Annotated in this window: 23 protein-coding genes; 8 read left to right on the top strand and 15 right to left on the bottom strand. The window is 46.7% G+C overall.

What is annotated here, in order from left to right; translation table 11 throughout:
* Nucleotides 1–13 precede the first annotated feature (13 nt).
* The 4 genes from ABT56_RS12240 to ABT56_RS12225 all read right to left on the bottom strand — a co-directional run bounded on the left by ABT56_RS12240 (nucleotide 14) and on the right by ABT56_RS12225 (nucleotide 3,780).
* A complete protein-coding gene (locus ABT56_RS12240) occupies nucleotides 14–1,279 on the bottom strand; it encodes a hypothetical protein (RefSeq protein ID WP_047879151.1) in 1,266 nt (421 codons plus the stop codon).
* Nucleotides 1,280–1,733: 454 nt separating this feature from the next.
* Nucleotides 1,734–2,492, bottom strand: coding sequence for a DUF2076 domain-containing protein (locus ABT56_RS12235; protein ID WP_047879150.1), 759 nt, complete (start codon nucleotides 2,490–2,492; stop codon nucleotides 1,734–1,736).
* Nucleotides 2,493–2,671: 179 nt separating this feature from the next.
* The gene (locus ABT56_RS12230; protein ID WP_047879149.1) at nucleotides 2,672–3,235 is read right to left on the bottom strand and encodes a YceI family protein; all 564 of its coding nucleotides are present in this window, start codon (nucleotides 3,233–3,235) and stop codon (nucleotides 2,672–2,674) included.
* Nucleotides 3,232–3,780 (bottom strand): cytochrome b, encoded by a 549-nt coding sequence (locus ABT56_RS12225; protein ID WP_047879148.1) that lies wholly within the window; start codon nucleotides 3,778–3,780, stop codon nucleotides 3,232–3,234. Before ABT56_RS12225 ends, ABT56_RS12230 begins: the two co-directional genes overlap by 4 nt.
* 224 nt (nucleotides 3,781–4,004) lie before the next feature.
* On the opposite strand from ABT56_RS12225, the gene ABT56_RS12220 reads away from it, so the two are divergent.
* Complete coding sequence (locus ABT56_RS12220; RefSeq protein WP_047879147.1) at nucleotides 4,005–4,496, top strand: DUF6985 domain-containing protein; 492 nt, start codon at nucleotides 4,005–4,007, stop codon at nucleotides 4,494–4,496.
* Nucleotides 4,497–5,111: 615 nt separating this feature from the next.
* On the opposite strand, the gene ABT56_RS12210 is transcribed toward ABT56_RS12220, so the two are convergent.
* The 8 genes from ABT56_RS12210 to ABT56_RS12175 form a co-directional block, all read right to left on the bottom strand.
* A complete protein-coding gene (locus ABT56_RS12210) occupies nucleotides 5,112–5,375 on the bottom strand; it encodes an Lpp/OprI family alanine-zipper lipoprotein (RefSeq protein ID WP_047879145.1) in 264 nt (87 codons plus the stop codon).
* Between the two features lie 287 nt (nucleotides 5,376–5,662).
* Complete coding sequence (locus tag ABT56_RS12205) at nucleotides 5,663–7,006, bottom strand: TldD/PmbA family protein (protein WP_047879144.1); 1,344 nt, start codon at nucleotides 7,004–7,006, stop codon at nucleotides 5,663–5,665.
* Nucleotides 7,006–8,391, bottom strand: coding sequence for a TldD/PmbA family protein (locus ABT56_RS12200; protein ID WP_047879143.1), 1,386 nt, complete (start codon nucleotides 8,389–8,391; stop codon nucleotides 7,006–7,008). Before ABT56_RS12200 ends, ABT56_RS12205 begins: the two co-directional genes overlap by 1 nt.
* Before the next feature lie 144 nt (nucleotides 8,392–8,535).
* A complete protein-coding gene (locus tag ABT56_RS12195; RefSeq protein WP_047879142.1) occupies nucleotides 8,536–9,531 on the bottom strand; it encodes a CobW family GTP-binding protein in 996 nt (331 codons plus the stop codon).
* 60 nt (nucleotides 9,532–9,591) lie between these two features.
* Nucleotides 9,592–11,646, bottom strand: a complete 2,055-nt coding sequence (locus tag ABT56_RS12190) for an acetoacetate--CoA ligase (RefSeq protein WP_084722241.1) — start codon at nucleotides 11,644–11,646, stop codon at nucleotides 9,592–9,594.
* Nucleotides 11,647–11,683: 37 nt separating this feature from the next.
* On the bottom strand, nucleotides 11,684–12,376 hold the full coding sequence (gene maiA / locus ABT56_RS12185; RefSeq protein ID WP_047879174.1) for a maleylacetoacetate isomerase: 693 nt from the start codon (nucleotides 12,374–12,376) through the stop codon (nucleotides 11,684–11,686).
* Nucleotides 12,377–12,437: 61 nt separating this feature from the next.
* On the bottom strand, nucleotides 12,438–13,466 hold the full coding sequence (locus ABT56_RS12180) for a fumarylacetoacetate hydrolase family protein (protein ID WP_047879141.1): 1,029 nt from the start codon (nucleotides 13,464–13,466) through the stop codon (nucleotides 12,438–12,440).
* Nucleotides 13,467–13,559: 93 nt separating this feature from the next.
* Nucleotides 13,560–14,681, bottom strand: coding sequence for a homogentisate 1,2-dioxygenase (locus tag ABT56_RS12175; protein ID WP_047879140.1), 1,122 nt, complete (start codon nucleotides 14,679–14,681; stop codon nucleotides 13,560–13,562).
* A 375-nt stretch (nucleotides 14,682–15,056) separates the two neighbouring features.
* Between ABT56_RS12175 and phhA the strand changes: the two genes are divergently transcribed.
* The 5 genes from phhA (at nucleotide 15,057) to ABT56_RS12145 (ending at nucleotide 20,128) form a co-directional block, all read left to right on the top strand.
* A complete protein-coding gene (gene phhA / locus ABT56_RS12165) occupies nucleotides 15,057–15,917 on the top strand; it encodes a phenylalanine 4-monooxygenase (RefSeq protein ID WP_047879138.1) in 861 nt (286 codons plus the stop codon).
* Complete coding sequence (locus ABT56_RS12160) at nucleotides 15,910–16,251, top strand: 4a-hydroxytetrahydrobiopterin dehydratase (protein WP_047879137.1); 342 nt, start codon at nucleotides 15,910–15,912, stop codon at nucleotides 16,249–16,251. The genes phhA and ABT56_RS12160 overlap by 8 nt, the downstream gene beginning before the upstream one ends.
* Nucleotides 16,252–16,567: 316 nt before the next feature.
* Nucleotides 16,568–17,893, top strand: a complete 1,326-nt coding sequence (locus tag ABT56_RS12155; protein ID WP_047879136.1) for a paraquat-inducible protein A — start codon at nucleotides 16,568–16,570, stop codon at nucleotides 17,891–17,893.
* A complete protein-coding gene (gene pqiB, locus ABT56_RS12150) occupies nucleotides 17,886–19,532 on the top strand; it encodes an intermembrane transport protein PqiB (RefSeq protein ID WP_047879135.1) in 1,647 nt (548 codons plus the stop codon). The genes ABT56_RS12155 and pqiB overlap by 8 nt, the downstream gene beginning before the upstream one ends.
* Complete coding sequence (locus ABT56_RS12145; RefSeq protein ID WP_047879134.1) at nucleotides 19,532–20,128, top strand: PqiC family protein; 597 nt, start codon at nucleotides 19,532–19,534, stop codon at nucleotides 20,126–20,128. The genes pqiB and ABT56_RS12145 overlap by 1 nt, the downstream gene beginning before the upstream one ends.
* Nucleotides 20,129–20,201: 73 nt before the next feature.
* On the opposite strand, the gene ABT56_RS12140 is transcribed toward ABT56_RS12145, so the two are convergent.
* Nucleotides 20,202–20,414, bottom strand: coding sequence for a hypothetical protein (locus ABT56_RS12140; RefSeq protein WP_047879133.1), 213 nt, complete (start codon nucleotides 20,412–20,414; stop codon nucleotides 20,202–20,204).
* Between the two features lie 140 nt (nucleotides 20,415–20,554).
* Between ABT56_RS12140 and ABT56_RS12135 the strand changes: the two genes are divergently transcribed.
* Both ABT56_RS12135 and ABT56_RS12130 read left to right on the top strand, forming a co-directional pair.
* Nucleotides 20,555–21,481, top strand: coding sequence for an ROK family protein (locus ABT56_RS12135; RefSeq protein WP_205626078.1), 927 nt, complete (start codon nucleotides 20,555–20,557; stop codon nucleotides 21,479–21,481).
* Nucleotides 21,482–21,905: 424 nt separating this feature from the next.
* A complete protein-coding gene (locus ABT56_RS12130; RefSeq protein WP_047879131.1) occupies nucleotides 21,906–23,099 on the top strand; it encodes a NupC/NupG family nucleoside CNT transporter in 1,194 nt (397 codons plus the stop codon).
* A gap of 79 nt (nucleotides 23,100–23,178) precedes the next feature.
* On the opposite strand, the gene ABT56_RS12125 is transcribed toward ABT56_RS12130, so the two are convergent.
* Nucleotides 23,179–24,231, bottom strand: a complete 1,053-nt coding sequence (locus ABT56_RS12125; protein ID WP_047879130.1) for a porin family protein — start codon at nucleotides 24,229–24,231, stop codon at nucleotides 23,179–23,181.
* Nucleotides 24,232–24,235: 4 nt separating this feature from the next.
* A complete protein-coding gene (locus ABT56_RS12120; RefSeq protein WP_047879129.1) occupies nucleotides 24,236–24,724 on the bottom strand; it encodes a hypothetical protein in 489 nt (162 codons plus the stop codon).
* Nucleotides 24,725–24,787 lie beyond the last annotated feature (63 nt).

Below are 24,787 nucleotides of genomic sequence, written 5' to 3'. Positions count from 1 at the left end.
AGGCTCATATGTGTTATAAATCAGGTAACCATTGATTGTCTGAAGCCTCAGGTCTATGACCTTTGGTATGTAAATCTTGGATAAACACACTGACATTACCCCAAATAAACTCCAATAACTCAATCATAATACGGTGCATTTTTAAGATAACCGCTTCGGCAGGACCATGATCATAATATAACCCTACAAACCATTTTATTAGTTCGAGTCTCTCTTCTAGTGGAGGATGAGCAGAGTTCACTTGAAAATCGACAGTTTCTTCCCCCTTTTTGAGAATATGATTACTTCTCTGTATTAATTCCGTTACTTTTAAAATACACGTTGCACCAAGATTAATAGCTGAAAACCAGTTCGGTTCACTCGGATTGTTTCCCATATGCATTGCGATATGACAGCCCAACATGTCAGCTTCTTTTTCTTCTTTATATTCCTCGGTATCTCCTAGGGAATCAGCACCAGCAATACCTCCTAATGAGTGCTCTGCTATATGATGCCCACATTCGTGACCTAAGATGAAATAGAGAATTGAATCGCTAAAATCAACAAAACAGCTTTGGTCATAATCATTGCTCAAAGAGACTCTCTCTCCCTTCGGTGGTCTATGTGGATTATAACCACACTCCGCAAAGAACATACTCCATTCACGTTGAAGAGAAGGATCTTCTAGTAACTTTTTTTTATATTTATCAATGCTAGACGATAGTTGATACTGACTTCCCTCTACCATATCAAATGCCATACTTTTAGCTAACAACTTCGATAGGCGATTAATAACAATGAGCAGCTCAGTCGTAATATTTATGACGCTTGCTTCTGTCATCCACACTGGTGCTTGTTCCGCCTGCAAACCTGAACGGTCAACAACACCAATAGTAAACCCACTTCGGAGGTTATAACCTAATTCATTACACGCTTGGGTTATGGATTTAGAATACGTTTGAGAAAAAAAGGCGGTTCCAAAGTCGTCATAATCACTAGTTTCAATAGTAGTTAACAAACCAATTAAAGGGCTATTTTCATCAATGCCGGCAGCTTGAATTGCTTCCTTAATTGCTACAGTCGTTATTTCATATTCAGAACCATGGATTTCAGATAGAAGCTTTCTTAGTGCATCAATGGCAAATTGATCTTCTTCCTTTTTATTAGGAAAAACTAAATCTAGATGAGCTTTTAGCCCTTCAAGTACAGAATCACTAACAATAACGTCCTTGTGAGATTTTTCCTGCAGTTGTTGCCTATAATCTAGTGCAACTTTCAAATCATTGTTTTCCAAATCCAACGTAATACTCCTATGATTTATAACAGTGTATTAAACAGCATGCTCGCTTTCCCCAGCCTAATACACGCTTAATTGCGCATGATTTTCTTATCAGTATCCTTATAAGTCAATAGGTTGCATAAAGTCATCGTTGCTTAATGGCTGTTTTTCGCTCGCGCAAAGCGAGCATTCGGTATTAATGAGACCTCGTTAATACCAAGAGGAAGTATTAAATTACATTGATATCAATGTCTTATCTTTATTTGTTATGGGGATAGCGAGCATTTTTGGTCTCTTTATTAGTAGGTCAATGCTGGCCATTTTTAGCGACTTCATTATAACTGTGTATGCATACAGTTAATGGTTTGTACGTCATCGCGACGCTTTCAAGAGTTGAGCTGGGCAGGGGATTGATTTTGTGCGAAATAAAAAAAGGGTACCGATAAGGTACCCTCTATGTTGTTAGTCGAGATGATTAAACGTCTTCGTCGCCAAAACCGCCGAAGTCGTCACCACCGAAGCTATCGCCACCGCCAAAGAAGCTGTCGTCGCTGCCGAAGCCCGAATTGTTGGCAAAGCTATCATCGAAACCGTCGCTACCAAAGCCTGAGTCGCCAAAGCCAGCATCACCAAAACCACCTGTACCGCTGGTGTAGTCAGAAGCAAAGCTCGAAGAGTCATCCAGGAAGCCGCCAGAGGCATTGTCAGCGGTGTCTGTAGATGCTAGTGCATCATCAGTTGCTGGCGCTGTATCGGCTTGAGCGGTATCTGTCGCCGCATCTGCAGGTGCGTCTGTTGCCGCATCGGCCACGGTCGCTTCTGGGGCTGCGTGGTCATCACCAAACAGAGCATTGCTGATCATGTTACCGGCCACCATACCTACTGCTACACTGGCAGCAGTTTGCATGAAGCTACCGAATGCACTTGGTTGCTGAGTTGGCTGTGGTGGCATTGGAGCCGGACGGTTGCCACCCATCATGCGGCTGAAAGCACCACGCTCAGATTCTGATTTGTAGTGATCAACGCTTTGCTCAAGGTATTCGTTTTTCTGCTTAAGTTCTTTAAGGGCCAGTTCTTGTACTAGCACGGCTTGAGTTAGCTTGTATACCGCATCGTCTTGCGCTGCGATTTCATTCTTGATCAGTTGCTCAGCATCAGCATCTTTTGATTTGTTTGGGCTTTGCTTCAGTTTGTTAGCAACGTTCTGGATCAGTTCTTTTTCTTGTGGAGTCATGATTTACCTTCTCGTGAAATAGCAGCACATGATTTCTGCATTGTTCTTATGACAAACATCCTAGCCGAGGGTTCATGTTTCAATCTATTACATTGAGTAACGAATTGATCCGTTCGCTTTATTTTTGAGCAAAAATGAAAAATCCGGCCTTGGCCGGATTCAAAAGTAAGCGATTTTGCCTATTGGCGTATGCCTTCAACGTGCAATTCGATATCGGCATAGCTTGAGGAGCCCATGACTTTTATATCATAGTCGGCGAATTCAATACGGGCTGTGCCGGTAAATCCTGCCCGGTATCCTCCCCAAGGATCTTTCCCTTCACCAATAAACTGTGCATCAATGATGAGTGGTTTGGTTTTGCCATGTAAGGTCAGGTCACCGTATATTAGCATTTCGCCGTTTTCTTTGGGTTCTACTTTGGTTGAGGTGAATGTCGCCGTTCCATATTTCTTGGTGTCTAGGAAATCATCGCTACGCAAATGCTTGTCTCGTTCGGCATGGTTGCTGTCTAGGCTCATGGTTTCCACGTTGACCTTGACGCTGGAGTCTGCAATGTTTTTGGGATCGTAGCTGAAATTACCGTTAAAGGTGTTGAAGCGGCCTTTGATAAAACTGTAGCCAAGGTGCTCGACTTTGAAGTTGATAGAGGCGTGTGCACCTTCTGTATCGATTATATAGTCTGCGCCGTGGGCGGCAAATGAGGCTGTAGCCAATAGGGAAAGGGCGATGAGGCTTTTTTTCATGACTTTACTCCTAACATTTTTTTTAATGTATTGTCCTTGTTTATAAAATGGTGCTTTAGGGCTGCGAGGGCATGCACGGCCGCTAAGATGATTAATGTCCAGGCTAGGTAGAAATGAATTTCACCGGCGATGTCAGCTTGGTGAGTAAATAGTTCACCGAGGGCGGGTACTGCAAACCAGCCGAAAACGTCGATGGAACGGCCGTCGGCAGTTGATATGAGGTATCCTGAAGTAAAAATGCAGATCATTAGGATATAGATCAAACCGTGAGCGATTTTGGCGGCTTGCTTTTCCCAGCGTTTGCCTTCTATTGCTGGGTGAGGGGTGATGATTTTCCAAAATAGCCGGAATAAGGTGATCCCAGCCAAGCATAGGCCAACAGATTTGTGCCAATACGGTGCGGGTTTGTACCACTGTGAGTAGTAGTTTAAATCGACCATCCATAGGCCAAGGATAAACAGGCCTAACACGCTAAGGGCTGTCAGCCAGTGCAGGATAATGGAGAGAGGGTCATATATTTTGGGTGATGTGTTTTTTGTGAACATGTGTCCATCGCTATGTCGTCATGCATAATTGTATTGTAGGGGACTCCCCCTAAAAGATAACGCAGGCTGTTAGAACATCTTCATCGAATAATTTGAACAGTTATGATTAAAAATCACCAGTACTTGCTTGTAAGATTTTATTTCATCAAATGATGACTGATAGTTGCATTAATCTTTACCCAGTCTCTTTGTTCTAATATAGTTCTCATTTTTACGGGGTTATTATGAAAGCTATCAATATCATTAAATGGAGTGAAGACTCAGATCTTCACGTAGGTAAAACAGAACTGAATGGTTGGCATGAATTTAAGGCGTATGGAAATATTGATTTCTGCACGCGCGAAAATCTTGCCATTGTTGATAGCATGGTGGCATGGTTTGCCGAGAATGAAGAACGTCTCTATTCATTGGTTTGTAATTATGTGAATGAGAACTATGAAGAGCTCCTTGAGGAATCTGAGTTCATGGATGTCTTTGACGAAGAGAGCCCAACATGGGAGACCAATGTGGGTGAAGTAAGCGAAGAAGATATGAACTCAGGGGATATTTTCAAATTGATGCAAATTTCCAAGTTCGTATTGCATAACCCAGAAAAGAATGTTGTGGGTGTTAGTTTTGAATGTGCTTGGGATGAAGAGCATGGCTTTGGCTTGGTTATTCAGGGTGACGAGGTAATCTTGCAAGGCGGTGAACAAGAAGCCTACCATTCAGCCTAAATGAGCTCATACTCAAGCTACTGAGGTAGCTTGAGTATATTGTTTTAGTTCATATTGATAATATCTCTCACATCACTTCTGAGCCATCAGCCCTTGAATGGGGTGCCATTCTTCAAGTATTTTCATGGCATACGCTGAAATCGCTATCCATCCTCTCTCTGGAGGTCATTGGGCTATATAAGAATCAGTCGTAATTATTACCTAGGCAGTAAAAATCAACGTATATACTTACACCAATCGCAGTAAAGAACAGATCACTGACTTACTTATGATGATGGATATTAGCTAGGAATAAGCGGTTGGGTATATGCATGACAAAGACAATCCATAGCCTTACGCTCAATCATATGGTGTTTATTGCTTTTCTTATGATAGCGGGCTGGGGACGTATTTTCGGTATGGTTTTGTTTCCGGTACAGGTCTTAGTGGAGCTTGTCTTGGTTCTATGCCTGGGTTACCAAGTGTTTAAGTCTCCGCAATTTGAGCGCGGCCAACGAATAGCTTGGGTGGGGTGTATGACAAGTGGGCTGGCTGTTTTTTTGTATTTAGTGTGATCAAAAAAGCGGATCAATAATGACCCGCTTTTTTCAAATAATCTCGCTTAAGAAAACGTTATTATTTGCGGTATGAAGTTGCAACGTTGTCGATGCGCTGGTTTGCACGCATAGCTTCTTGGTATGCTGCATCAGCTGCTGCGCTTGTTTCGTTAACAGCACCAGCGATGTTGTCTTGTTGAACTTGCATTGCAGCAACTTGATCAGTCAGTGCGTCAACTTTGTTAGTTAGTTGGCTTAGTTGCTCTGCTTCTTGAGAGTTTGAACAACCCATTAGAGATGCACTAAGAACTAGACCTGCGAAAAGCATTGCTGAACGTTTCATATAATTTCTCCTTTGTGTATATAAACAGATGCATGGCAGTCTGTTTTGGTTGTCAGTCTAAATCTTACAAGGCGAATTGGGAAGAGGAGAAGGGTTCAATTGAGTCAATTTACTGCAAATTTCTTACTTTTTGGTACTTTATTCTTGTCCTGCCTCTAATTTTCCGTGTTGGAGTAGTTATATATGTAGGCATTTTGTGATTTATGTTGCCTGTTTTGATATGCAAAAAGCGCAGGTAACATTGTACCTGCGCTTAGGTGCGTCGCGATTATTTAGCGATACGTTGCTTATTTGCCAGCAATACTCAGTCGGCTGAATCGGATGGTTGGGGCAAAGAAATCACGCGAGTGATCGTGGTGAAGTGTTGTGCCCATCGCATCGATCTCTTTTACCAGTTGATAGAAATTACCCGCAACGGTAATACCACGGACGGGTTGAATGCGTTTACCATCACGGCACAAGAAGCCACTAGCCCCAAACGAGAAATCACCGCTAATGGCATCCGCGCCGGAATGGACACCTTGCAGCTCGACGAGCTCTAGGTATTCCCCTGCTGTGAGTTCAGCATTTGAGCTATGGCCCGGTGCAATCACGGTATGGCGCGAACCAACACCCAATCCACTTTTGGCCGAGCGAGAGGCGTTGGCGGTATTGGCAATGCCAAAGTAAGCCGCAGTGTGACTGTTATGAAGTAGGCTCTGGAGCTGACCTTCACCAATCAAGACTGTATCGCGCGTTGCGTAGCCTTCGCTGTCAAACGCTTTGATTGCAGAGCCGCCTTGTACATAAGCGGTGTCAGTGATAGTTAGCAGTGGGCTGGCAACACACTGTTGTAGCTTGTCTCGCCACGGGTTGACGCCTTTCATTGCTGACTGCCCAGAGAAACACATCCCGAATGCGCCAAACAGGCTGCTGAGATTACTCAGATCAAAAATGACACTGTACTGTCCCGTGGCAATCGGCTGACCTTCAAGCAGTGCTGCTGCCATTTCATAGCCATAGTTGATGCAATAGTCAGGATCGAGCTCATTGAAATGGCGTCCGGCTGAAATACCACCAAACATTGATTGCTTGCCATCATCTTCGTATAAGGTGAAGGCGTAGCATGAGGTAGAGCGCTCTTGATGCGAGCACAAGCTACCTAAGCTGTTGGCAAGAAAAACCTCGCTCTCAGATTCGGCAAAGCCGTTGTAAGGGGCAGATTTGGCATGCGGTTTTGATACAACACCTTGCTCCAACGAGAGTGCCAGTGCAATTTTGTCATCAACGCTCGTGGTATCAGGCTGATTAATCTCAGGGTATTCGGTCGTCAGCGTGCTGTTCTCACAGCGAATAGCTTGATGTGAATCTTGCTTAGTGAATTTGGCATTGGTCAATGCATGCTCAACCATTAAGTCTAAGCTGCTAGGATCCAGAGACTCAGAATAGCTGGTTGCGATCCGTTCATCTTTGACAACGCGTACACCGATAACCTGACCGGATGTTACTTTGTATTCATCAAGCTCACCGGCGTTAGCTTTTAGCGAGAAATTTTGGCTGCGGCTTGCGATGACATCTGCTTGCGCGCCTGCGGCCGAGACACGCTCAAGCACTTGCGCGATGGCGTTTTTTAAATGTTGTGAATCGGCCATTAGTTTCCACCTCCAACGAGAATGTTGTCTACTTTGAGCGCCGGCTGGCCAACGGTGGTCGGCACCGAGCCGCTGACGGAGCCACACATGCCCGCCGCAAGGGCGAAATCAGTACCGACCATCGAGATTTCTTTTAGGACTTTAGGACCGGTGCTGATAAGGGTGGCGGTTTTAAGCGGGGTTGTGACTTTGCCATTTTCAATCAAGTAGGCTTCCTGTACAGCAAAGTTGAATTCACCGGTACCTGGCTGAACAGAGCCGCCACCCATCTTCTTGGCGAAAATCCCTTTTTCAACACTGGCAATCATCTCATCAAGGCTGCTGTCGCCGGGCTCAATGAAGGTATTGCGCATACGTGAGGTAGGAGCAAATTTGTATGATTCACGTCGGCCAGAGCCGGTACGCGCAAACCCTGTCTTCAGGCCGCCCATATGGTCAACCATAAAGCTGGTGAGTTTGCCGTCTTTGATCAGCTGGGTCCGTTGTGTCTCCATTCCCTCGTCGTCAATGTTGATCGAGCCCCATTCGTTGGCCATTGTACCGTCGTCAACGGCACTGACGGCTGGGTGGGCAATCATCTCGCCCATTTTGTCATGGAATACCGAGGCTTTTTTAGCTACAGAGGTAGTTTCAAGCAGGTGTCCGCAGGCTTCGTGGAAGATAACGCCGCCAAATCCGTTGCCGATCACAACCGGCATTTCTCCTGACGGGCAGTTGCTAGCATATAGTTTGGTCATCGCCTGCTTGGCAACGGTACTGCCGAGTTCTTTCGGATCAAGCCGGGTATTGAACTCCCAACCGCACAGAGCGCCAGGTGCTTCGAAGCCTGTCGCTTGTTCGGTACCGTCTTGGGCAATAGTTGTTGCAGCGATACGCGTGTAATGGCGGGTATCGCCGATGTGCAAGCCGGTTGAATTGAATATCTCTATTTGCTGTTCGCGCTGGAGGATCCGGCCGATGAATTGGTTGATTTTCTCATGCTCAGCCCTTGCCGCTGTGTCACAGGCCCGTAGGAAGGCGATTTTGTCATCGAGCCGAGGGTGTTGGCTTAGTGCTTGTTGGCATGGGTGAAGGTTATTGTGGCGAGCTAGGTTCAGCGCACCAGCCTGAATGATTTGATCGCGTTTGTCTTTGGCGGCCAGTAGGCTGGTGACTCGCTTGAGTTCTTCTTGGTCGGTGCTATTGGTATAGCCGTAAAGGACTTTATGACCAAAGAACAAACGGATACCGATACCAAAATCGATACCTGAATTAATTTTGTCGATATCGCCAGAGATGAGTTCTAGTGAGCTGGATTGATGGTGCTCAACAAAGAGCTCGGCAAAGTCAGCGCCCAGAAATAGGGCGTGATCGATAACTGCCTGAGCGGTTGCAGGGTTCAGCATAGTTGCTCCTTGCGTAACAAAAGCCGGAGGATGTTATCCGGCTCAATGGGACACTGTAATCGTGTAACAAGTGCCAATGTCTTACAGGCACTCGGATTGCCCAAAGGGACAAAGCAGAATGCGATTCTCACATTTATGTTACAACTATTTATCGGTTTGTACACCTGCGATAGTGCTAAGGATGGATTCAAGCTCGTCGTATGGCAGGCGATCTTTGTCAATAACTTCAATTCGAGACTCAAAGCCTTCGAGCGTCAGCTCGTTAACTGTGACGACACGATTGACCACGTTGAAGGCGAAACAGCCGCGTTCGGTATTTACCACCGCTTTGACGCGTTCGGCCGAGAGGTTAGAGAAAAGAGTAAACAGTTTGGAAAAATCAAAGTTGAGCTCGGCGTCAAAAAACCACCCGCAGCTATGGTATCCCTGACCGCTGTTTTCTTTGCGGACGAATTGTTGGCCGGGGGCTAACTCGAAACCCGGTAGCGGGGTTGCTTGTTCTTCGCCGTGATGATGGTGGTGGTGACTATGTTTGGCATGGCGGCCGCTACGTTCGATATCGAGCCAGTCAAGTTCCAATTTACCTTGCTCTACCTGTCCGATAAGGGCTTTTTTGGGTTCTAGCTGTTCAACATAGGTTTCAAAGGCAAAGATATCGTAATCAACACATTGATCGACTTTGTTGGCGACAACCACATCGGCAAGTTCAATTTGATCTTGGAAGTTTTGGTTTTCGGTATAAAGCGTATCGGAGAAATGACGAGGATCCACCAAGGTAATGGTCGCTTTGAGATCAACATATTGGCTGTACGCCTCGGAGGTCATCTTGGCAATGATTTCTTTGGGGTGGCCAAGGCCTGTCGGCTCAAGCAGCAGGCGATCGGGTTTTTGTGCCAAAAGTGCATTGATTCCCACTGACATCGGCAAGCCTGCAACGCAGCACATGCATCCGCCCGGTACTTCTTTAACGATGGCTCCTTGTTGGTCAAGCATGGCGCCATCAACCCCGACATTGCCAAATTCATTGATCAAAATGGCCCATTTTTCGTTTTCCGGCTTGCGGGCCAGCAACGAGAGGATGGAGGTCGTTTTACCGGCACCAAGAAAGCCGGTGATGATATTGGTTGGTATACGTTTCATAAATTCGGTTATTTAGCTGATCTTTGTCGTTATCATACCATTTTAGGACGGCTTCTGCTTTTACTCTGTGCGCGTGGTAAGTAGCTCAGGTCGATTTTTGAACGCCTCCAGCGCGTGCGGGTTGGCGATGGCTCCGAGATTATTAACGGGTTGATTATGAACTATATTCTTTACGGCTAATTCCACCAATTTGCCTGATTTAGTACGGGGTATATCAGGGACTTCCAATATGATCTCAGGGGTATGTCTGGGTGAGCAACCCGTACGAATGCGTTCTTGGATCTGGAGCTTTAGCTGGTCGGTAAGGGTATAACCATCGGCCAGTTGCACGAACAACACCACCCGGATGTCGTTGTCTGTTTTCTGGCCGATCACTAGGCTGTCCTGAATGGCCTCGAGTGGATTAACCTGTCGGTAAATCTCAGCCGTGCCCAGCCTGATCCCGCCGGGGTTAAGAACCGTATCCGAACGCCCGGAAAATGTCATGCCGCCAGTAGGGCTGAGGGCGACATAGTCACCATGGTGCCAGACTCCTGGATATTCAGACCAATATGCCTTGTGATATCGGCTGCCGTCATTGTCCCCCAGAAAACCCACGGGCTGGTTGGGAAAGCTGTTTGTGCACACCAATTCACCTTGTTGCTCCTGTAGCTGAATGCCGTCACTGTCATAAACTTGCACATCCATTGCTAGAGCTCGCCCTTGGCACTCTCCACGGTATACAGGGCTAATTGGATTGCCTATAGCAAAGCAACCGCAGATATCAGTTCCGCCAGAAATCGAGGCGAGTTGGATATCATGGCGGATTGATTGGTAGACGTAGTCGAATTGCTCGGGAGAGAGCACCGAACCCGTCGAGCAGAGCGTACGCAGGTGCGGGAGCGAGTATGTATCGATTGGCCTGAATGACCGCTTTTCCAGTGTTTCGAGATATTTGGCGGAAGTACCAAACAGCGTGATGTTTTCGTTCTCGGCAATATCCCACAGTATATTGGCTGAAGGGGAAAACGGTGAACCATCATAAAGTACGATGGTGGCCCCTGAGGCCAGAGCTGATACCAGCCAGTTCCACATCATCCAGCCACAGGTCGTAAAGTAGAAAACAGTGTCACCTGCTTTTACGTCACAGTGTAACTTATGTTCTTTGAGGTGGTTGAGCAAGGTTCCGCCAACGCTGTGAACGATGCATTTGGGTTTGCCGGTTGTTCCTGACGAGTAGAGGATAGACAGGGGATGGTTAAACGGGACAGGTTCGAACACGATGGTGCTTGGTGGGTGATCTGCCAGTATTTGCTGCCATGTTGTGTGCTGGTAAGGTGATTGTCTTGGCTTATCGGGTGGTGTGTCGTTGTTTCCTGAACCGATATAGGTGATACGGACGGTATCTTGTAAGCTGGGAAGCTGTTTGCAAATTGCCGAAACCTTATCGTCGTAATGATGCCGTTTGTTGTTATAGATATAGCCATCTGCATAGAAGAGGAGTTTTGGCCGGGTTTGACCGAAGCGCTCGATGACGCTGTCACTACCGAAATCCGGTGATGTTGAGGTCCAAATTGCCCCGATTGCCGATGTGGCAAGCATTGCGATAACCGTTTCGGGAATATTGGGCAGGTAGCCAGCAACGACGTCGCCTTGTCTGATCCCTTTATTTTTCAAATATTGTACTAGCTGCGAGGTCTGGCGGTATAACTGCTGCCAGCTGAGGTGCCGGCGGTGATCGTGCGCGCCTTCGCTATGAAAGATGATCGCATCAGCAGCCGCTTGTTCGCGCCAATGGGCGAGTAAATTCTCTGCATAGTTGAGGCGGCAATGCGGAAACCACTGGGTATCTTTGGCCGGTGTCAGGCTTTGGGGGGGACAGAATGAGGCTGGGGGAGAGTAATCGCCCTGTATTTTGCAAAAGTCCCACAGCATTGCCCAGAAGGTTTCGCTGTTTTCAATACTCCACTGATGTAGTTGATTGTAGTCATGGAACACGGTGTTTTGTTTTTTGCTGATAGTGGCCATGAATTGATAAAGCAGGCTGTTTTCTACCCGAGCTCTGTCGGGCATCCACATGATGGTTGGTGGAGATGAAATGGCTGCCTGCTTAGGTGGGTTCGTGTGTGTGGGCATAGCGGTGAGATCCTTCTGTGGTAAAGGCGAGTGTGCATCAGTACGACCGTTGCTGGTGGTCGGGATGAGCCTTGCAAAAGGCGGAGAGGGTTGAGCACTGGGTGTTAATACGGGTTATCCGTTCATACGGTGTGATGTCAAAATTGAATCGCTTCGCATTGTAGATTTGGGGGATGAGGCAAATATCAGCGATAGTCGGGGTTTCACCGACGCAAAACGGTCCCGGATACCGTAAGACGAGTTGCTCAACGGTGTCGAACCCCGTTTTAAGCCAATGGTGATACCACTCTCGTTTAAAGTTTTCGCGCTCCAGTGAGTCAGCGGTATTCGTTGATTTCTTTTCTTGTTGGCTTAGGTACTGGAGTACCCGTAAGTTATTAAGGGGGTGGATGTCGCACGCAATAGTCAGGGCTATTTCTCGACACTGCGCTTTTTCCAATGGAGTGAGAGGAAGAAGATTCGGCTGTGGATAGATTTCATCGAGGTACTCGATAATAGCCAGAGATTGCCCTAACAATGCATCCGGATTGCAGGATGAGGAGGATGTATTGTCAGAGGCTAATAGTAGGGCGGGCACCAAGCCACTGGGGTTGCGCTGTATGTAGTCTGTTTGTTGCTGTGCATTATCCAGTAGCGAGATTGCGTGCCGCTTGTAATCGATCCCTTTGAGGTTAAGGGCGATGCGTACCCGGTAGGATGCGGATGAGCGGTAATAGTCAAACAGAGTCAGCATGTGATCAATTTCTCCCCTCATAGTGAAAGCGCGATAGTGTTTCCATCTTCGTGTGGATTCAATGATGGCCGGGCTGATGGCGGTTAAGATCATTCTGCGCGTATTCGTGCTGGTATTTCACCACTTGCTGTTCGATCGCGCCGAAAATAGAGTGGCCGTCCTGATCGAACATTTCGATACGAACCGTATCGCCAAATTGCATAAACGGTGTTTGCGGTTGGCCTTGCTCTAGGGTTTCAATCATCCTCCGCTCAGCAATACAGCATGATCCTTTGCTTCGGTCTTTGTTGGATACCGTACCCGAACCAATGATGCTTCCCGCACTGATTGGACGCGACTTTGCAATATGCTGAATAAGCTCGGCAAAGTTGAAGGTCATATCGATCCCTGCATCGGGTTCACCGAACAGTTGATCGTTATGGTGGACAGTCAAGGGCCGGTGTAGCTTGAAGTCGTGCCAGTTTTCGCCCAATTCGTCGGGTGTGACGGCAACGGGCGAGAAGGACGAAGCGGGTTTTGACTGGAAAAAGCCAAAGCCTTTGCCTAATTCAGCCGGGATCAGGTTACGCAGTGAAACGTCGTTGACCAGCATAATGAGTTTGATGTGACCGTGGACTTCTTCGGTGCGGGTACCCATTGCAATATCGTCTGTGATTATCGCAATCTCACCTTCAAAGTCGATCCCCCAGCTGGCGTCAGGAATGGAGATGGGATCCGTCGGGCACAAAAATGCATCTGACATGCCCTGGTAAATGAGAGGATCGGTCCAGAAGCTTTCTGGCATATCAGCGCCGCGAGCTTTGCGGACGAGTTCGACATGGTTGACGTAGGCACTACCATCTGCCCATTGGTATGCCCGAGGAAGAGGGCTGGCACAGTGGGCGGGGTTGAATGCGAATGTGTGTTCGGCAATGCCGTCATTGAGGTTGCGGTAGAGATGGGCTAGATCTGCTTCTACCTGTACCCAGTTATCTAGCGCGAACTGTAATGTCGGCGCGATATCATGGGCGTGTGCTGCCTGAGTTAGATCATGGGAGACGACAATCAATTGGCCATCTCGCCCATGGTTAAGAGATGCGAGTTTCACATTCGACTCCTTGTTTACATTGTAAATTCAAGGCAAGAACCTAATGTAGTGAGCAGTTGATTTATTCAGTTTGCGTTGCTGCCAAGTACACTGTTATTTCCAAGAATAGACATAGTCGGTATTTTCTGCCCCGTCGGGCAGTGAGGCGACTTCCAATGGCCAGCGGGTATCTATCATGACGGCTACCTCATCGGTTTCTGTTTTCGGGTTGTTTTGGCTGGTTGCCAGTGCTTTGGGGTGTGGGCCGTGAGAAAAGCCGCACGGGTGATGGGTGATCATGCCGGCTTCGATGTTATCGCGACTGAAAAAATTGCCTCGGTGGTAGAACAGAACTTCGTCATAGTCATCATTGTTGTGAAAGAAAGGGACTTTGAGTGCGCCGGGATCCGATTCGATGGGCCGGGGGACAAAGGTGCAAATAATAAATCCATCGGCAACAAAAGTCGTATGGGCCGAAGGTGGAAGATGGCAACGGTGGCTCATCAGGGGGCGGATATCTCGCCAGTTGAGTTTGAAGGCGGTTAGATGCCCCTTCCAGCCCTGTGCGTCAAGGGGATTGAAAGGGTAAGTGATGGTGTTGATATGGTGGCGAGCCTTTAGCTTGACTTGCCAGTGCTGGCTATCGTTTTGTTGCTCGAGGAAAGCGTCATTGATTCGCGCATACTCAAGTACCCCTGTATCGTATATCGCGTGCTGGCCTACGATGCCGCGTTCGGCCATCTGGTAACTACTGTTGGTGGCTTCGATACACAGCAAAGTAATGGGGCTTGTGGGAGTGATTCGCCAGCTTGTGGCTCGGGGAATCACCAGATAATCGCCGTCAGTAAAGTGCAAATGGCCGTAGTCACAAAATAGATCGCCGTTTCCTTGGTGCACAAAAAGTATTTCGTCGCCGTCACCATTGCGGGCAAGGTGGCTCATGGGTTGTGTGCAGTGCCAGATCCGCAATTTTATATTGTTGTTGTACAGAATTAGCGGACCATCCCACGGGGAATGACCGGTGTCAGTAATTTTGTTTGTATCAATGGCTCTTGGCCGAAGTGGGCCTTCCCATGATATCCAGCCTGTTGGCGGGTGGCTGTGGTACATGTGGCTGGCCGGGCCAAAAAATCCCTCTTTACCGCACTCTCTCTCATAGGTTCCTTCTGGAAGATCGCAGTGAGCTTGCCGAGACGTAATCCCTTCTTGAATCGGAAATTGAAACCATTGGCGCATGGTTATCCCTCCGTATCTTTTTTCAGTGAGCCATGCTTTTGTCGCAAACATGTCCTTGGATGTTACTGGTGTATTGATAACTCTGGTTGAGGGCAGGGATCCCAGCAACTTTTTGGGGTTGGATAGTCAATGCTTATTGTGCGTATTTCTTTACATGAGAAAAGTTGTTGGGTGCGAGCATTCTCAATATGGGGTCATGGTTGCACTGAATGTATGTAAAGTAAATGTTACATCGTTGGCGATTCTTATCCGTAATAATGCCATGCCAACCCAAGCGAATAACTAATAATTAAATGACAGGGCTTTGCCCGAAGGATCAAAACAATAGTGTAGTTAGAGGGCCAGGGTGAGGCAGAACAGAGTGGAAGTCATATTATGGGTAAGCAAAAGTATGTGTCTAAGAAGCCCGATCCGCAGGGGCATATCATTTGGGAGAGTGAAGAGGATGGCATCTGGCGTGATTTGGTGACTCGGCAGTTGGCATGTATTCAGGGGCGAGCGTGTCAGGCTTATATTGATGGTTTGGCAATGCTAACGTTGCCTACGCAGCGGGTTCCCCAGTTGCATGAGATTAATCAGGTGCTGAAAAAGGCGACAGGCTGGGAGTGCGTAGCGGTGCCGGCCCTGATTAATTTTGACCGTTTTTTCTCACTGCTTTCCCGTAAGCAGTTTCCGGTGGCGACGTTTTTGCGTACCCGGGCTGAGTTTGATTATTTACAGGAGCCGGATTTCTTCCATGAGGTCTTCGGGCATTGCGCGATGCTGACTAACCCGGCTTTTGCTGCCTTTACCCAGAAATACGGCCAATTGGGCTATCAGGCTAGCGCGTCGGAAAGGGTGTATTTGGCTCGCCTGTACTGGTTCAGCGTTGAATTTGGTTTGCTTAAGCAACCTGATGGGTTGAGGATTTATGGCGGTGGTATTTTGTCCTCACCGGGGGAGACGCTGTATGCGCTCGGGGGGCGGCCGTTATTGTCTGGTGATACAGCGGAAAGTATTTTGTTGTCTGGCTCGCCGAGGTATAAGCCGTTCGATCCAGTGGATATGATGCGAACGCCTTACCGTATTGATGTTATGCAGCCGGTCTATTTTATTCTTGATGATATCGCCCAACTCTATGAGTTGGCACAGCAAGATATGATGAGCATGGTAAGCAAGGCGCGAGCGGCAGGTTTGCATGTTCCGCTCCACCCACCTAGAAATAAGGATGAACAACAAGCGGGGAACTATGTCTGATTTACATCAACTTAAATGTGAAGCCTGCCAGGTTGGCGCACCTGCTGTAACCAGCAGCGAAGCTGAGGTGTTGCTTGCTGATTTACCTTTTTGGAAAATGGAACGCAGGGACGGAATCGATCAGCTGGAGAAATGTTACCGATTCAAAAATTTCAAGCAGGCATGGGCGTTTGCCGATCAGGTTGCAGAATTGGCCGAGGCTGAATTTCACCATCCCACTATTACGTTGGAATGGGGCAAGGTGACGGTTTGCTGGTGGACCCATGCGATTGGAGGCTTGCATCGAAATGACTTTATCTGTGCAGCTAAAACCGAGAAATTGCTATCTGACTGATATTAGAGCTAAATAATAGGTTTGTTATATGCGATCTTGTACTACGGTTATCATTTTTGACGCTAACTTAGTCCTATAATCTAATGTTAGTTAGTTGTTTTTGACGTAAACGCCTCTCAAAAATGAGGCGTTTTTGTTGTGTTTTTATTATGTTGATAAATAAATTTTATGGTTAGGCGTTAATTAATGCGGTATTTTGCACGGTGTTCGAGGTTTGAGTCAGCTTCAACCCATTGAGAAGTATTTATTTCTATACTAGTAGATGGATACAGTTAAGTACTCAGTGGTGACAAGATAGAGAGTGTTAAGGTTATTCATGGCAGAACAGCAAAAAAGTACCGCATTGGTTGGCTGCGAGGAGTGTGGCCTTGTTGTAGACCTACCTGCGTTGGATGAGGGGAAAAAAGCAACGTGCCCTCGCTGTGGGCATACCTTGTTACAGCACATTGCCCAGCCTTATCAGCGTCCAATGTCTTATGGTCTAGCCTGCTTGGTGATGTTGGTTGCCAGTGTTAGCTTCCCGTTTATGTCATTCAGTGTACAGGGGATCACTCAAGAGATCACCTTGATGCATGCTGCGGTGATGCTAGAGGTGTTTGAATATACGGCGCTGGCGTTGCTGTTATTATTGACGGTCATTATTTTGCCTGCTGGCTACCTGAGTATGGTTTTGTATTTGTATTACCGTGCCGGGCAGCATTTGCGACATAGTGACAGCATACCTATTCGGCCTTTTGAAAAACGATTATGCCGCCTTATGATTCGTATTGAGCCATGGTTGATGGTCGATGTGTTTTTGATAGGAGTCTTGGTCAGCTTGATCAAGATTGCTTCGCTTGCCGATATTGGTTTGGGAATGTCTTTCTGGGCGTTTTGTGTCTATACCTTGTTGCTGGTGAAGTGTGTATCAATGGCTGATCGAACTTGGCTGTGGTTACAGTTTTTACCATTTGTGCCAGTCACTGGCGTGAAACCTGGTGATTCACACTTAACCCACAACCATGTCAGTTGTCATATTTGCGCCCAGCTTAATCCGCCCGAAAACGATACAGGGCGTTGTATCCGTTGTCATGGCAAGCTCCATAGTTATCATCCTAGACAGATGCTGCAGAGATCGTGGGCGTTGCTGCTTGCTGCTGCCATCTTTTTCTTGCCAGCCAATTTGTACCCCATGATGTATACCGTGAGTTTGGGAAGTAAAGAAGGTTCGACGATTTTGGAAGGTGTTGTACTGCTGTGGCAATTAAAGTCTTATCCGATTGCGGCGGTGATTTTCTTTGCGAGCATTGTTATCCCGCTAGCTAAGATATTTGCCCTGACTTGGCTCTACTTCTACGCCCAGAAGGAGACATTTGAGGATGAGCGCAAAGCAATACAGCGCTTGAAAATATACCGAATTACCGAATTTATCGGCCGCTGGTCGATGATCGATATTTTTGTGGTGGCTATTTTGGTTGCGCTGGTTCAGTTGCACAATTTGATGGCTATTTATCCGGGACCGGCAGCATTGTCGTTTGCTGCTGTTGTGTTGTTGACCATGCTGTCCGCGATGGCGTTTGACCCTCGCGTTTTTTGGCCCAAGGAGGCATTGGTAGCTGTGGCAGAACCCAATAAGCATAAAGAGAATAACGTTTATGACTGAAAAACCTTCAACTAGTGCGAAAACCCAAGCGATCAAGCAGGTTTCGTCAATTTGGCTCGTGCCTTTAATTGCTGTGGGGATAGGAATATGGATGCTGTTCCAGTATATGACAGCGCAAGGGCCACAGATCACACTTAAGATGGAGACTGCCGAGGGGATTGAGGTCGGAAAGACTGAGATTAAAGCCCTGAATGTGAAAGTGGGGGTCGTTACCAAGGTTGTCTTGAACGAAGATTACAGCTCGATCGAAGTCACGGCACAAATGAACAAAGATGCCGCTCGGATGTTAAAAGACGACACGCTTTTCTGGGTGGTGAAACCGCGTATCGGTAAGTCGGGGGTATCCGGTCTCGATACCTTGCTTTCGGGGGCCTATATCCAATTGCAGCCAGGACGCTCTGATGTAGCGAAATTTGATTTTGAGGTGCTGGATGTACCGCCAGTTGCCCCGCCTGATGCTAAGGGGCTTCGCTTGATTCTGACGCATAACGAAGCGGGTAAGCTAGGGGTCGGTGATCCGGTTCTCTATGAAGGTTTCACTGTTGGCCGCGTTGAAAAAACGACATTTGATACGGCAACCAAGAAGGCTCATTATCAGCTGTTTATTTTTGAACCTTACGATAGCCTTATCCGTAAACGTACCCGTTTCTGGTTGACGTCAGGCGTGGATTTGCAGATGTCTGCTGAAGGCTTCAACCTTAAAATTGGTTCGATTGAATCGTTGATCACCGGTGGTGTGAGCTTCCGTGTACCGAAAGGGCGTGATCCTGGTGAGTTGATCACGAAGGATTATTCTAAGTTCCGTCTGTATAACAACCTTAAACTGGTGCGTGAGCGTTTCTTTGACGAGTACCTTGAATACGTGATGATGTTCGAGGAGTCAGTGCGAGGCTTACAGCCTGGTGCGCCGGTAGAATATAAGGGGATTCGTATTGGTACGGTACAGAAAGTGCCGCTGAAACTTCCTTCTTATGGCCATGGCTTTACCAATAAGCATATTCCTGTATTGGTTCGTATTGAGCTTGGTCGGGTTTGGGACCATTCGGATAACATTACGCTTGAGGCGCTAAAGGCGAGTATGACCAGTGAGTTCCAGCATGGTTTGCGGGCTACATTGAAAACAGGCAACTTGCTAACGGGTGCTCTGCTGGTGGATTTGGATGTTTATCCAGAAGAAAAAATGCCGAAGCAGAAGGAGTTTGATGGTTATGCGGTATTCCCAACCAAAGCCGGCGGTTTCGCGCAGATTCAGCGTGATATTACATCTATCTTGAAGAAAATTAATAATTTACCGGTTGAGGATACGCTAGAAACGTTGAATACAACCTTGCAGACATCGCAGCAAACGTTGCGTGCTGCCGAGTCTGTAGCGAAAGAGCTTAAGGGATTGTTAGCAGCAAAGGATACTCAGGCGATACCTGGTGAGGTACGGGAAAGTCTGCAGAAAATCCAAGACACACTGGATGGTTATGGGCCAAATGCTGCACCTTACCAGAATCTTGAACAGGCTCTTGCTGAGTTTGAGCAGGTGATGGTTGAGTTACAACCTGTTCTGCGTCAGTTAAATACCAAGCCAAACTCGTTGATTTTCACTAGCGAGAAGGCTGCAGATCCAATCCCAGCGGGAGGTCAGAAATAATGAACAAAATAATGCCAGTTGCACTGGTTTTGACGACATTGCTTATGGGATGCAGCTCGACAGAATCAGTACCGAAAACCTATCTGCTGCCGCTACCGGACACAGCGATGACAGCGACAATGGTTAATAACTCTCAGCCGGTGGTGGTTGTGCGTCCTGTTGCTGTAGCCGAACACCTTGCCGGTACGGGGTTGGTTTATCAAATTAGCGATACTGAAGTTGTTCAAGCCCAGCAGAACTTGTGGGCAGAAGGGCTTTCTCAGCAATTGACCCGCTTGGTGACGAACGAGTTACGCCATAAGCAATCGCGATATTGGTTCAACGAACTATCGCCGTTGTTGCGTGCCGGACAACTTCCTCAGCTCGAGCTAAAGGTAAGTCAATTCAATGGGCACTATAATGGCTTGGCGTATGTCAGCGGCCAATGGACGCTAACCGACGCGGCTGGAAATGTGGTTCGGCGTGAGCCATTTTCCATTCGGGTACCGTTGGCTGAGTCTGGGTATGATGCGCAGGTAAGGGCACTGGCTGAAGGGGTGTCACGTTTGACAACGCAGATCAGCCAATCAGTTGCAGCGGTGGATCTATCGGCATAGCTTAAGGTGTAGCTTAAGCCTGTTATTTTTGTTTTGGGTATAAAAGCCGGCACTGTAGGAAGTGCCGGCTTTTTTAATTGCCGTGACGGTAATATCCGTTTATCCAACATTCGGGCAGCTCTTCCCCTGACGGGAAGGCGAGTTGTTGTTTGTCGATGGCAACGGGGTCAGCAAGGTCTTCTCCCGATTGGTACTGCACGGTGACATGAGTTGAGAAGGGGTTGATCAGTGAAGACATGTCTATGACATCCACTAAATCGCCGGTGCGTGATTCTTTCAAAAACATGGGATTATCTCCGAAATTGACAGGCAACAATACAGTGACAGAGCCAAAAGATTTATCATTTATCCTATCAGTTTGGTTTTAAGTATGGCTGATTTTGCCGTTTTCGTGATCGTGGCGCTGATAAGAGAAAGGGAGTAATGATGAGTAAGTATTATTGGGGTGTTGATATTGGTGGCACCAAAATTGAGTGTGCGGTGCTGGCATACCATGATGATAGCTGTGTGTTGCGCAAGCGTATTGCAACCGAGCAGGAAAAGGGATACCAGAGTGTACTGCAGCGAATCAAACAGTTGATTGATGAATGTGCTCAAGAAGTTGGCGAGTATCCCTGTGCCATTGGGTTTGGAACGCCGGGCACGCTTGACCCTGCCACAGGCGTGATGAAGAACTGTAACTCGACGTATCTTAATGGGCAGGCTTTTGACCGTGATCTTGCTTCAGTACTGGGTGTTAAGGTTGCTCTTGCCAATGATGCTAATTGCTTTGCATTGGCTGAAACGCGTTTAGGGGCTGTTCATGATGTAAAGCCAGATGCCGAGATTGTGTTCGGAATCATTATGGGCACCGGCGTGGGTTCCGGGATTGTGGTGAATGGTAAGGCGCTGTATGGCTGTCATGGTATTGCTGGTGAGTGGGGACACAATGTGCTGTTGCCGGGAGGGGATGAGTGCTATTGCGGCAAGCAGGGTTGTGTAGAGACGGTGCTCTCAGGTAAGGGGCTTGAGCGCTATTATCGGTCACTGGTTGAGGAGCTAGGTGACCATCATGGTGACAATGTCACGTTGAAAGAGATTGTCCAGCGAGCAGAGCAGGGGGAGAAGGCAGCTCTTGTTACATTAGAGCGCCTGTATTCATATTTTGGTCAGGCCGTTGCGCAGGTTATCAATGTGATTGACCCCGATGTCATTGTTATCGGAGGCGGGGTCGGCAATATTGGTGGAATTTATAACCATGGTAAAGATGCAATTTTACCGCATCTGTTTAATCCAGTGCTGAATACGCAGTTGGTGAAGCCAAAACTAGGGGACAGTGCGGGTGTGTTTGGTGCAGCCTTTCTGGTGAAATGACAACAGTTGTATATTGCCTTGGGGTACATTTTTCGTCTCGAAACGAATAACTGAGATAGGCAACGTTATTTGATAGGAATTTTAAGATGACTGTTCGTGTGATACAGGTCAAAGTTTTGATTTTGGATGCTGAAGAACGGTCATTTTTAACTTAAATCATTTTCATTTCTTACGTTGCGTTTTATGAGAGTGAGATTGCAATTTTAGTGGTTGCAATCCCATATTTGCACAATCCGCACCCTTGCTGGTTGTAACTTGTCCTGATTTGTTGCTTTTAAGGTATATGAATATTATTTTCCGGTTTTATTCTGGTGGCTAATAAATATACCAATAGGGCAAATGAGATCCATATCACTTTAATGATGAAATAAATATTGGAACATGCACGAATAAATTGAGTTGAATCACCTATGAGTTCGTTTACATGTCTTACCTACATTTTATTCTCGGCCTAGTTGTTGTGGCTGCATTGGCTTTGATTGTCAGCAAAGACAGAAAGAGCATAAAAATTCGCTATATTATTCAATTGCTTGCGATTGAAATGGGTATTGCTTACTTTCTTCTTGGTTCATCAGTCGGTACAGGTATCGTCAAAAACTTCTCTGATGCTTTTGCAAGTTTGATGGCATTTGCTGCGGAAGGGACTAACTTTGTGTTCGGTGGCCTAGTTAACGTCGGCCAGTTTGACTTCTTTATGCAGGTATTGATGCCGATTGTCTTCATCTCTGCGTTGATCGGTATCTTGCAACACATCAAAGTGCTGCCAGTTGTTATCCAGTTTATTGGTTTCGTGCTATCTAAAGTCAATGGTATGGGTAAATTGGAGTCCTTTAATGCGATTAGTGCATTGATGGTTGGCCAGTCTGAGAACTTTATTACCTATAAAGATATTCTGGGTAAGATGTCAGAGCGCCGCATGTACACCTTGGCAGCTACAGCAATGTCGACGGTTTCTATGTCGATTGTTGGTTCATATATGCAGCTTATCGAGCCTAAATACGTTGTAGCAGCGCTATTCCTGAATATGTTTAGTACCTTCATCATCCTGTCGATCATTAACCCTTATGATTATGATGCTGAAATGGACTTTGACGATCTCGTTAAAAGCGGCGGTGAAGAGAAACTAACGTTTTTTGAAATGCTAGGTGAGTACATCCTGACAGGCTTTAAAGTTGCGGTTATCGTTGCTGCTATGCTAGTTGGTTTTATCTCTTTGATTGCTATGATTAACCAAGCGTTTGTATCTGCATTCGGTATTAGTTTCCAAGATACAATTGGTTACCTGTTCTACCCTGTGGCATGGCTAATGGGCGTACCAGCCAGCGAAGCTCTTCAAGCCGGCAGCATTATGGCAACTAAACTGGTATCTAACGAGTTTGTAGCAATGATGGCGATGCAGGATAAGATGGCGACACTGTCGACAGAGACTATCGGTACACTGTCTATCTTCTTGGTTTCTTTCGCAAACTTTAGCTCTATCGGTATTATTGCCGGTGCGGTTAAAGGTGTTAACGAAGAGAAAGGTAACATGGTTGCACGTTTCGGCTTGCGTTTGCTGTATGGCTCAACGCTAGTTAGCATCCTATCTGCTATGATTGCGAATATTATGATCCAGTAAACTGGATGTGATTGAGACAACACGGCCCTGAGGATAACCTCGGGGCCGTGTTTTTGCATGTATTAAGAACTCGAACGCTCTAGAAGACAAAGTTAAGCATCAATGTGAAGACTTGGGCATCTTTGTCTTCGCCAAGTGCTTTGGGGGGCATCACAAATTGCCCTGTTTGGAATTTATCGTAGTCGCTTTGTGACATATAGATACCTTGCCATTCTGCATTCAGCGAGATCTTGTAGGTGAGGTCATAGCGAATGCCGGCGGTTACACTGCTGCTTTTACGGCGATGATGACTTTCGCCATAAACGAGATAAGGCGTAAAGTCATTCCAGTGGTAGGCGGCACTGGTATTCCAGTTGGTTTGGATTTCGTCTGTTTGTACTTCAGCGAAAAATTGCCAGTTGTTCCAGGAATATTCACTACCAAGACTAAAAATGTTGAGTTCTTGGTCTTCATCTGGGGTGCTACTGCTCATGGTATAGCGAGTATTAATATAAGCTGCATGAATGCGGTAGTTAAAGCCACTGATTTCCGCAGAAATACCAGTAATGTAGTCAGAGTCGATAGTGATCTGCTCATTACCGTAGTAAGTCGTGTTACTAATGCCAAATCCGTAAAATGGATTGAGGCTCAGAACGGCTTCATCTCCCATGTCCGTTTGCCAGGTGATGCTGGCTCCATCGTAATAGTTGAATCCCAACAAGCTGTCATAGACTTCCTGTGGTGGGCGGGCGAATGTATAAGCCTGCCCAACGTAATAGTATTCCGATAGAAGAAATAGCGGGATTCTGACACGGCCAGCCTTAAAGTTAAGGGTATCGGCATCATAACCCACATAAGCCCATTCCAGCTCTGGGCTGGACCAGTGATCCTGAGGGCGTTTTACAACCTGTACAGACGCATTGAGGGTTTCTGTTATATCCCAGTCGGCCTGAAGGCCAAATAGGGTATCGCAGTCATAGCAGGTGTGGTCGGTAATTTCTCGGTGGACAAATAGTTCGGTGCTGTTGTCAGACTTGGTTACAGAGGTTGAACCAAACCCGCTAATCGAAAATGAATCAGTAAGATCGATGGCACTGTATCCAGACAAGGGGTAAACGAGCAGCGGTAATGAAAGTAAGGTTAGTTTTCTCATACTGCTACTCTCCTTGTAATACAGTAATTAGAATATTGGCATTTTCTGGCACGGCACTGATTGGTGCATAAGCAATACCGTTAGGGTTCTTGTTGAGCCATTCAATGATTTCTTTGATGTCGTCGCTGCTGAGTTCTTCGGGTGGTTTCCCTTTGCCGGAAAAGGACTGGCTAGCCCAGTAACCGTTCATTTGGGTGACGGATTTACCTAGTAACATATTATAAAACTCTTCCCGGTGAATAGAGTGCTCTGGTAAATCCACCAAGACAATCTTTACGCTGCCATTAAGCTTTTTAGTTTTCCCTTTGTAGAGCATTCGCGCTTTGCTTTTGCTTAGCGACGGGAGAGCTTCGTTAAATGAAAAGACGGCAAATTCAACCTCTTTGTTATTGTCTTTCTCAGAGCCAAATGCCGTGACGGGTAATATAAGAGCAAGACATAAAGAGAGTATGGGGAATGATAAAAAGTATTTATATCTCAATCCATTGACCATGAAAAACCCATTGCTGCTTGTTAATCCTGCTATAAATACTAGTAGACAATAATGTTACTACAA

The sequence above is a fragment of the Photobacterium aquae genome, from assembly GCF_001029445.1.
Taxonomy (GTDB): domain Bacteria; phylum Pseudomonadota; class Gammaproteobacteria; order Enterobacterales; family Vibrionaceae; genus Photobacterium; species Photobacterium aquae.
This window is presented reverse-complemented; position numbering and strand designations above follow the sequence as displayed.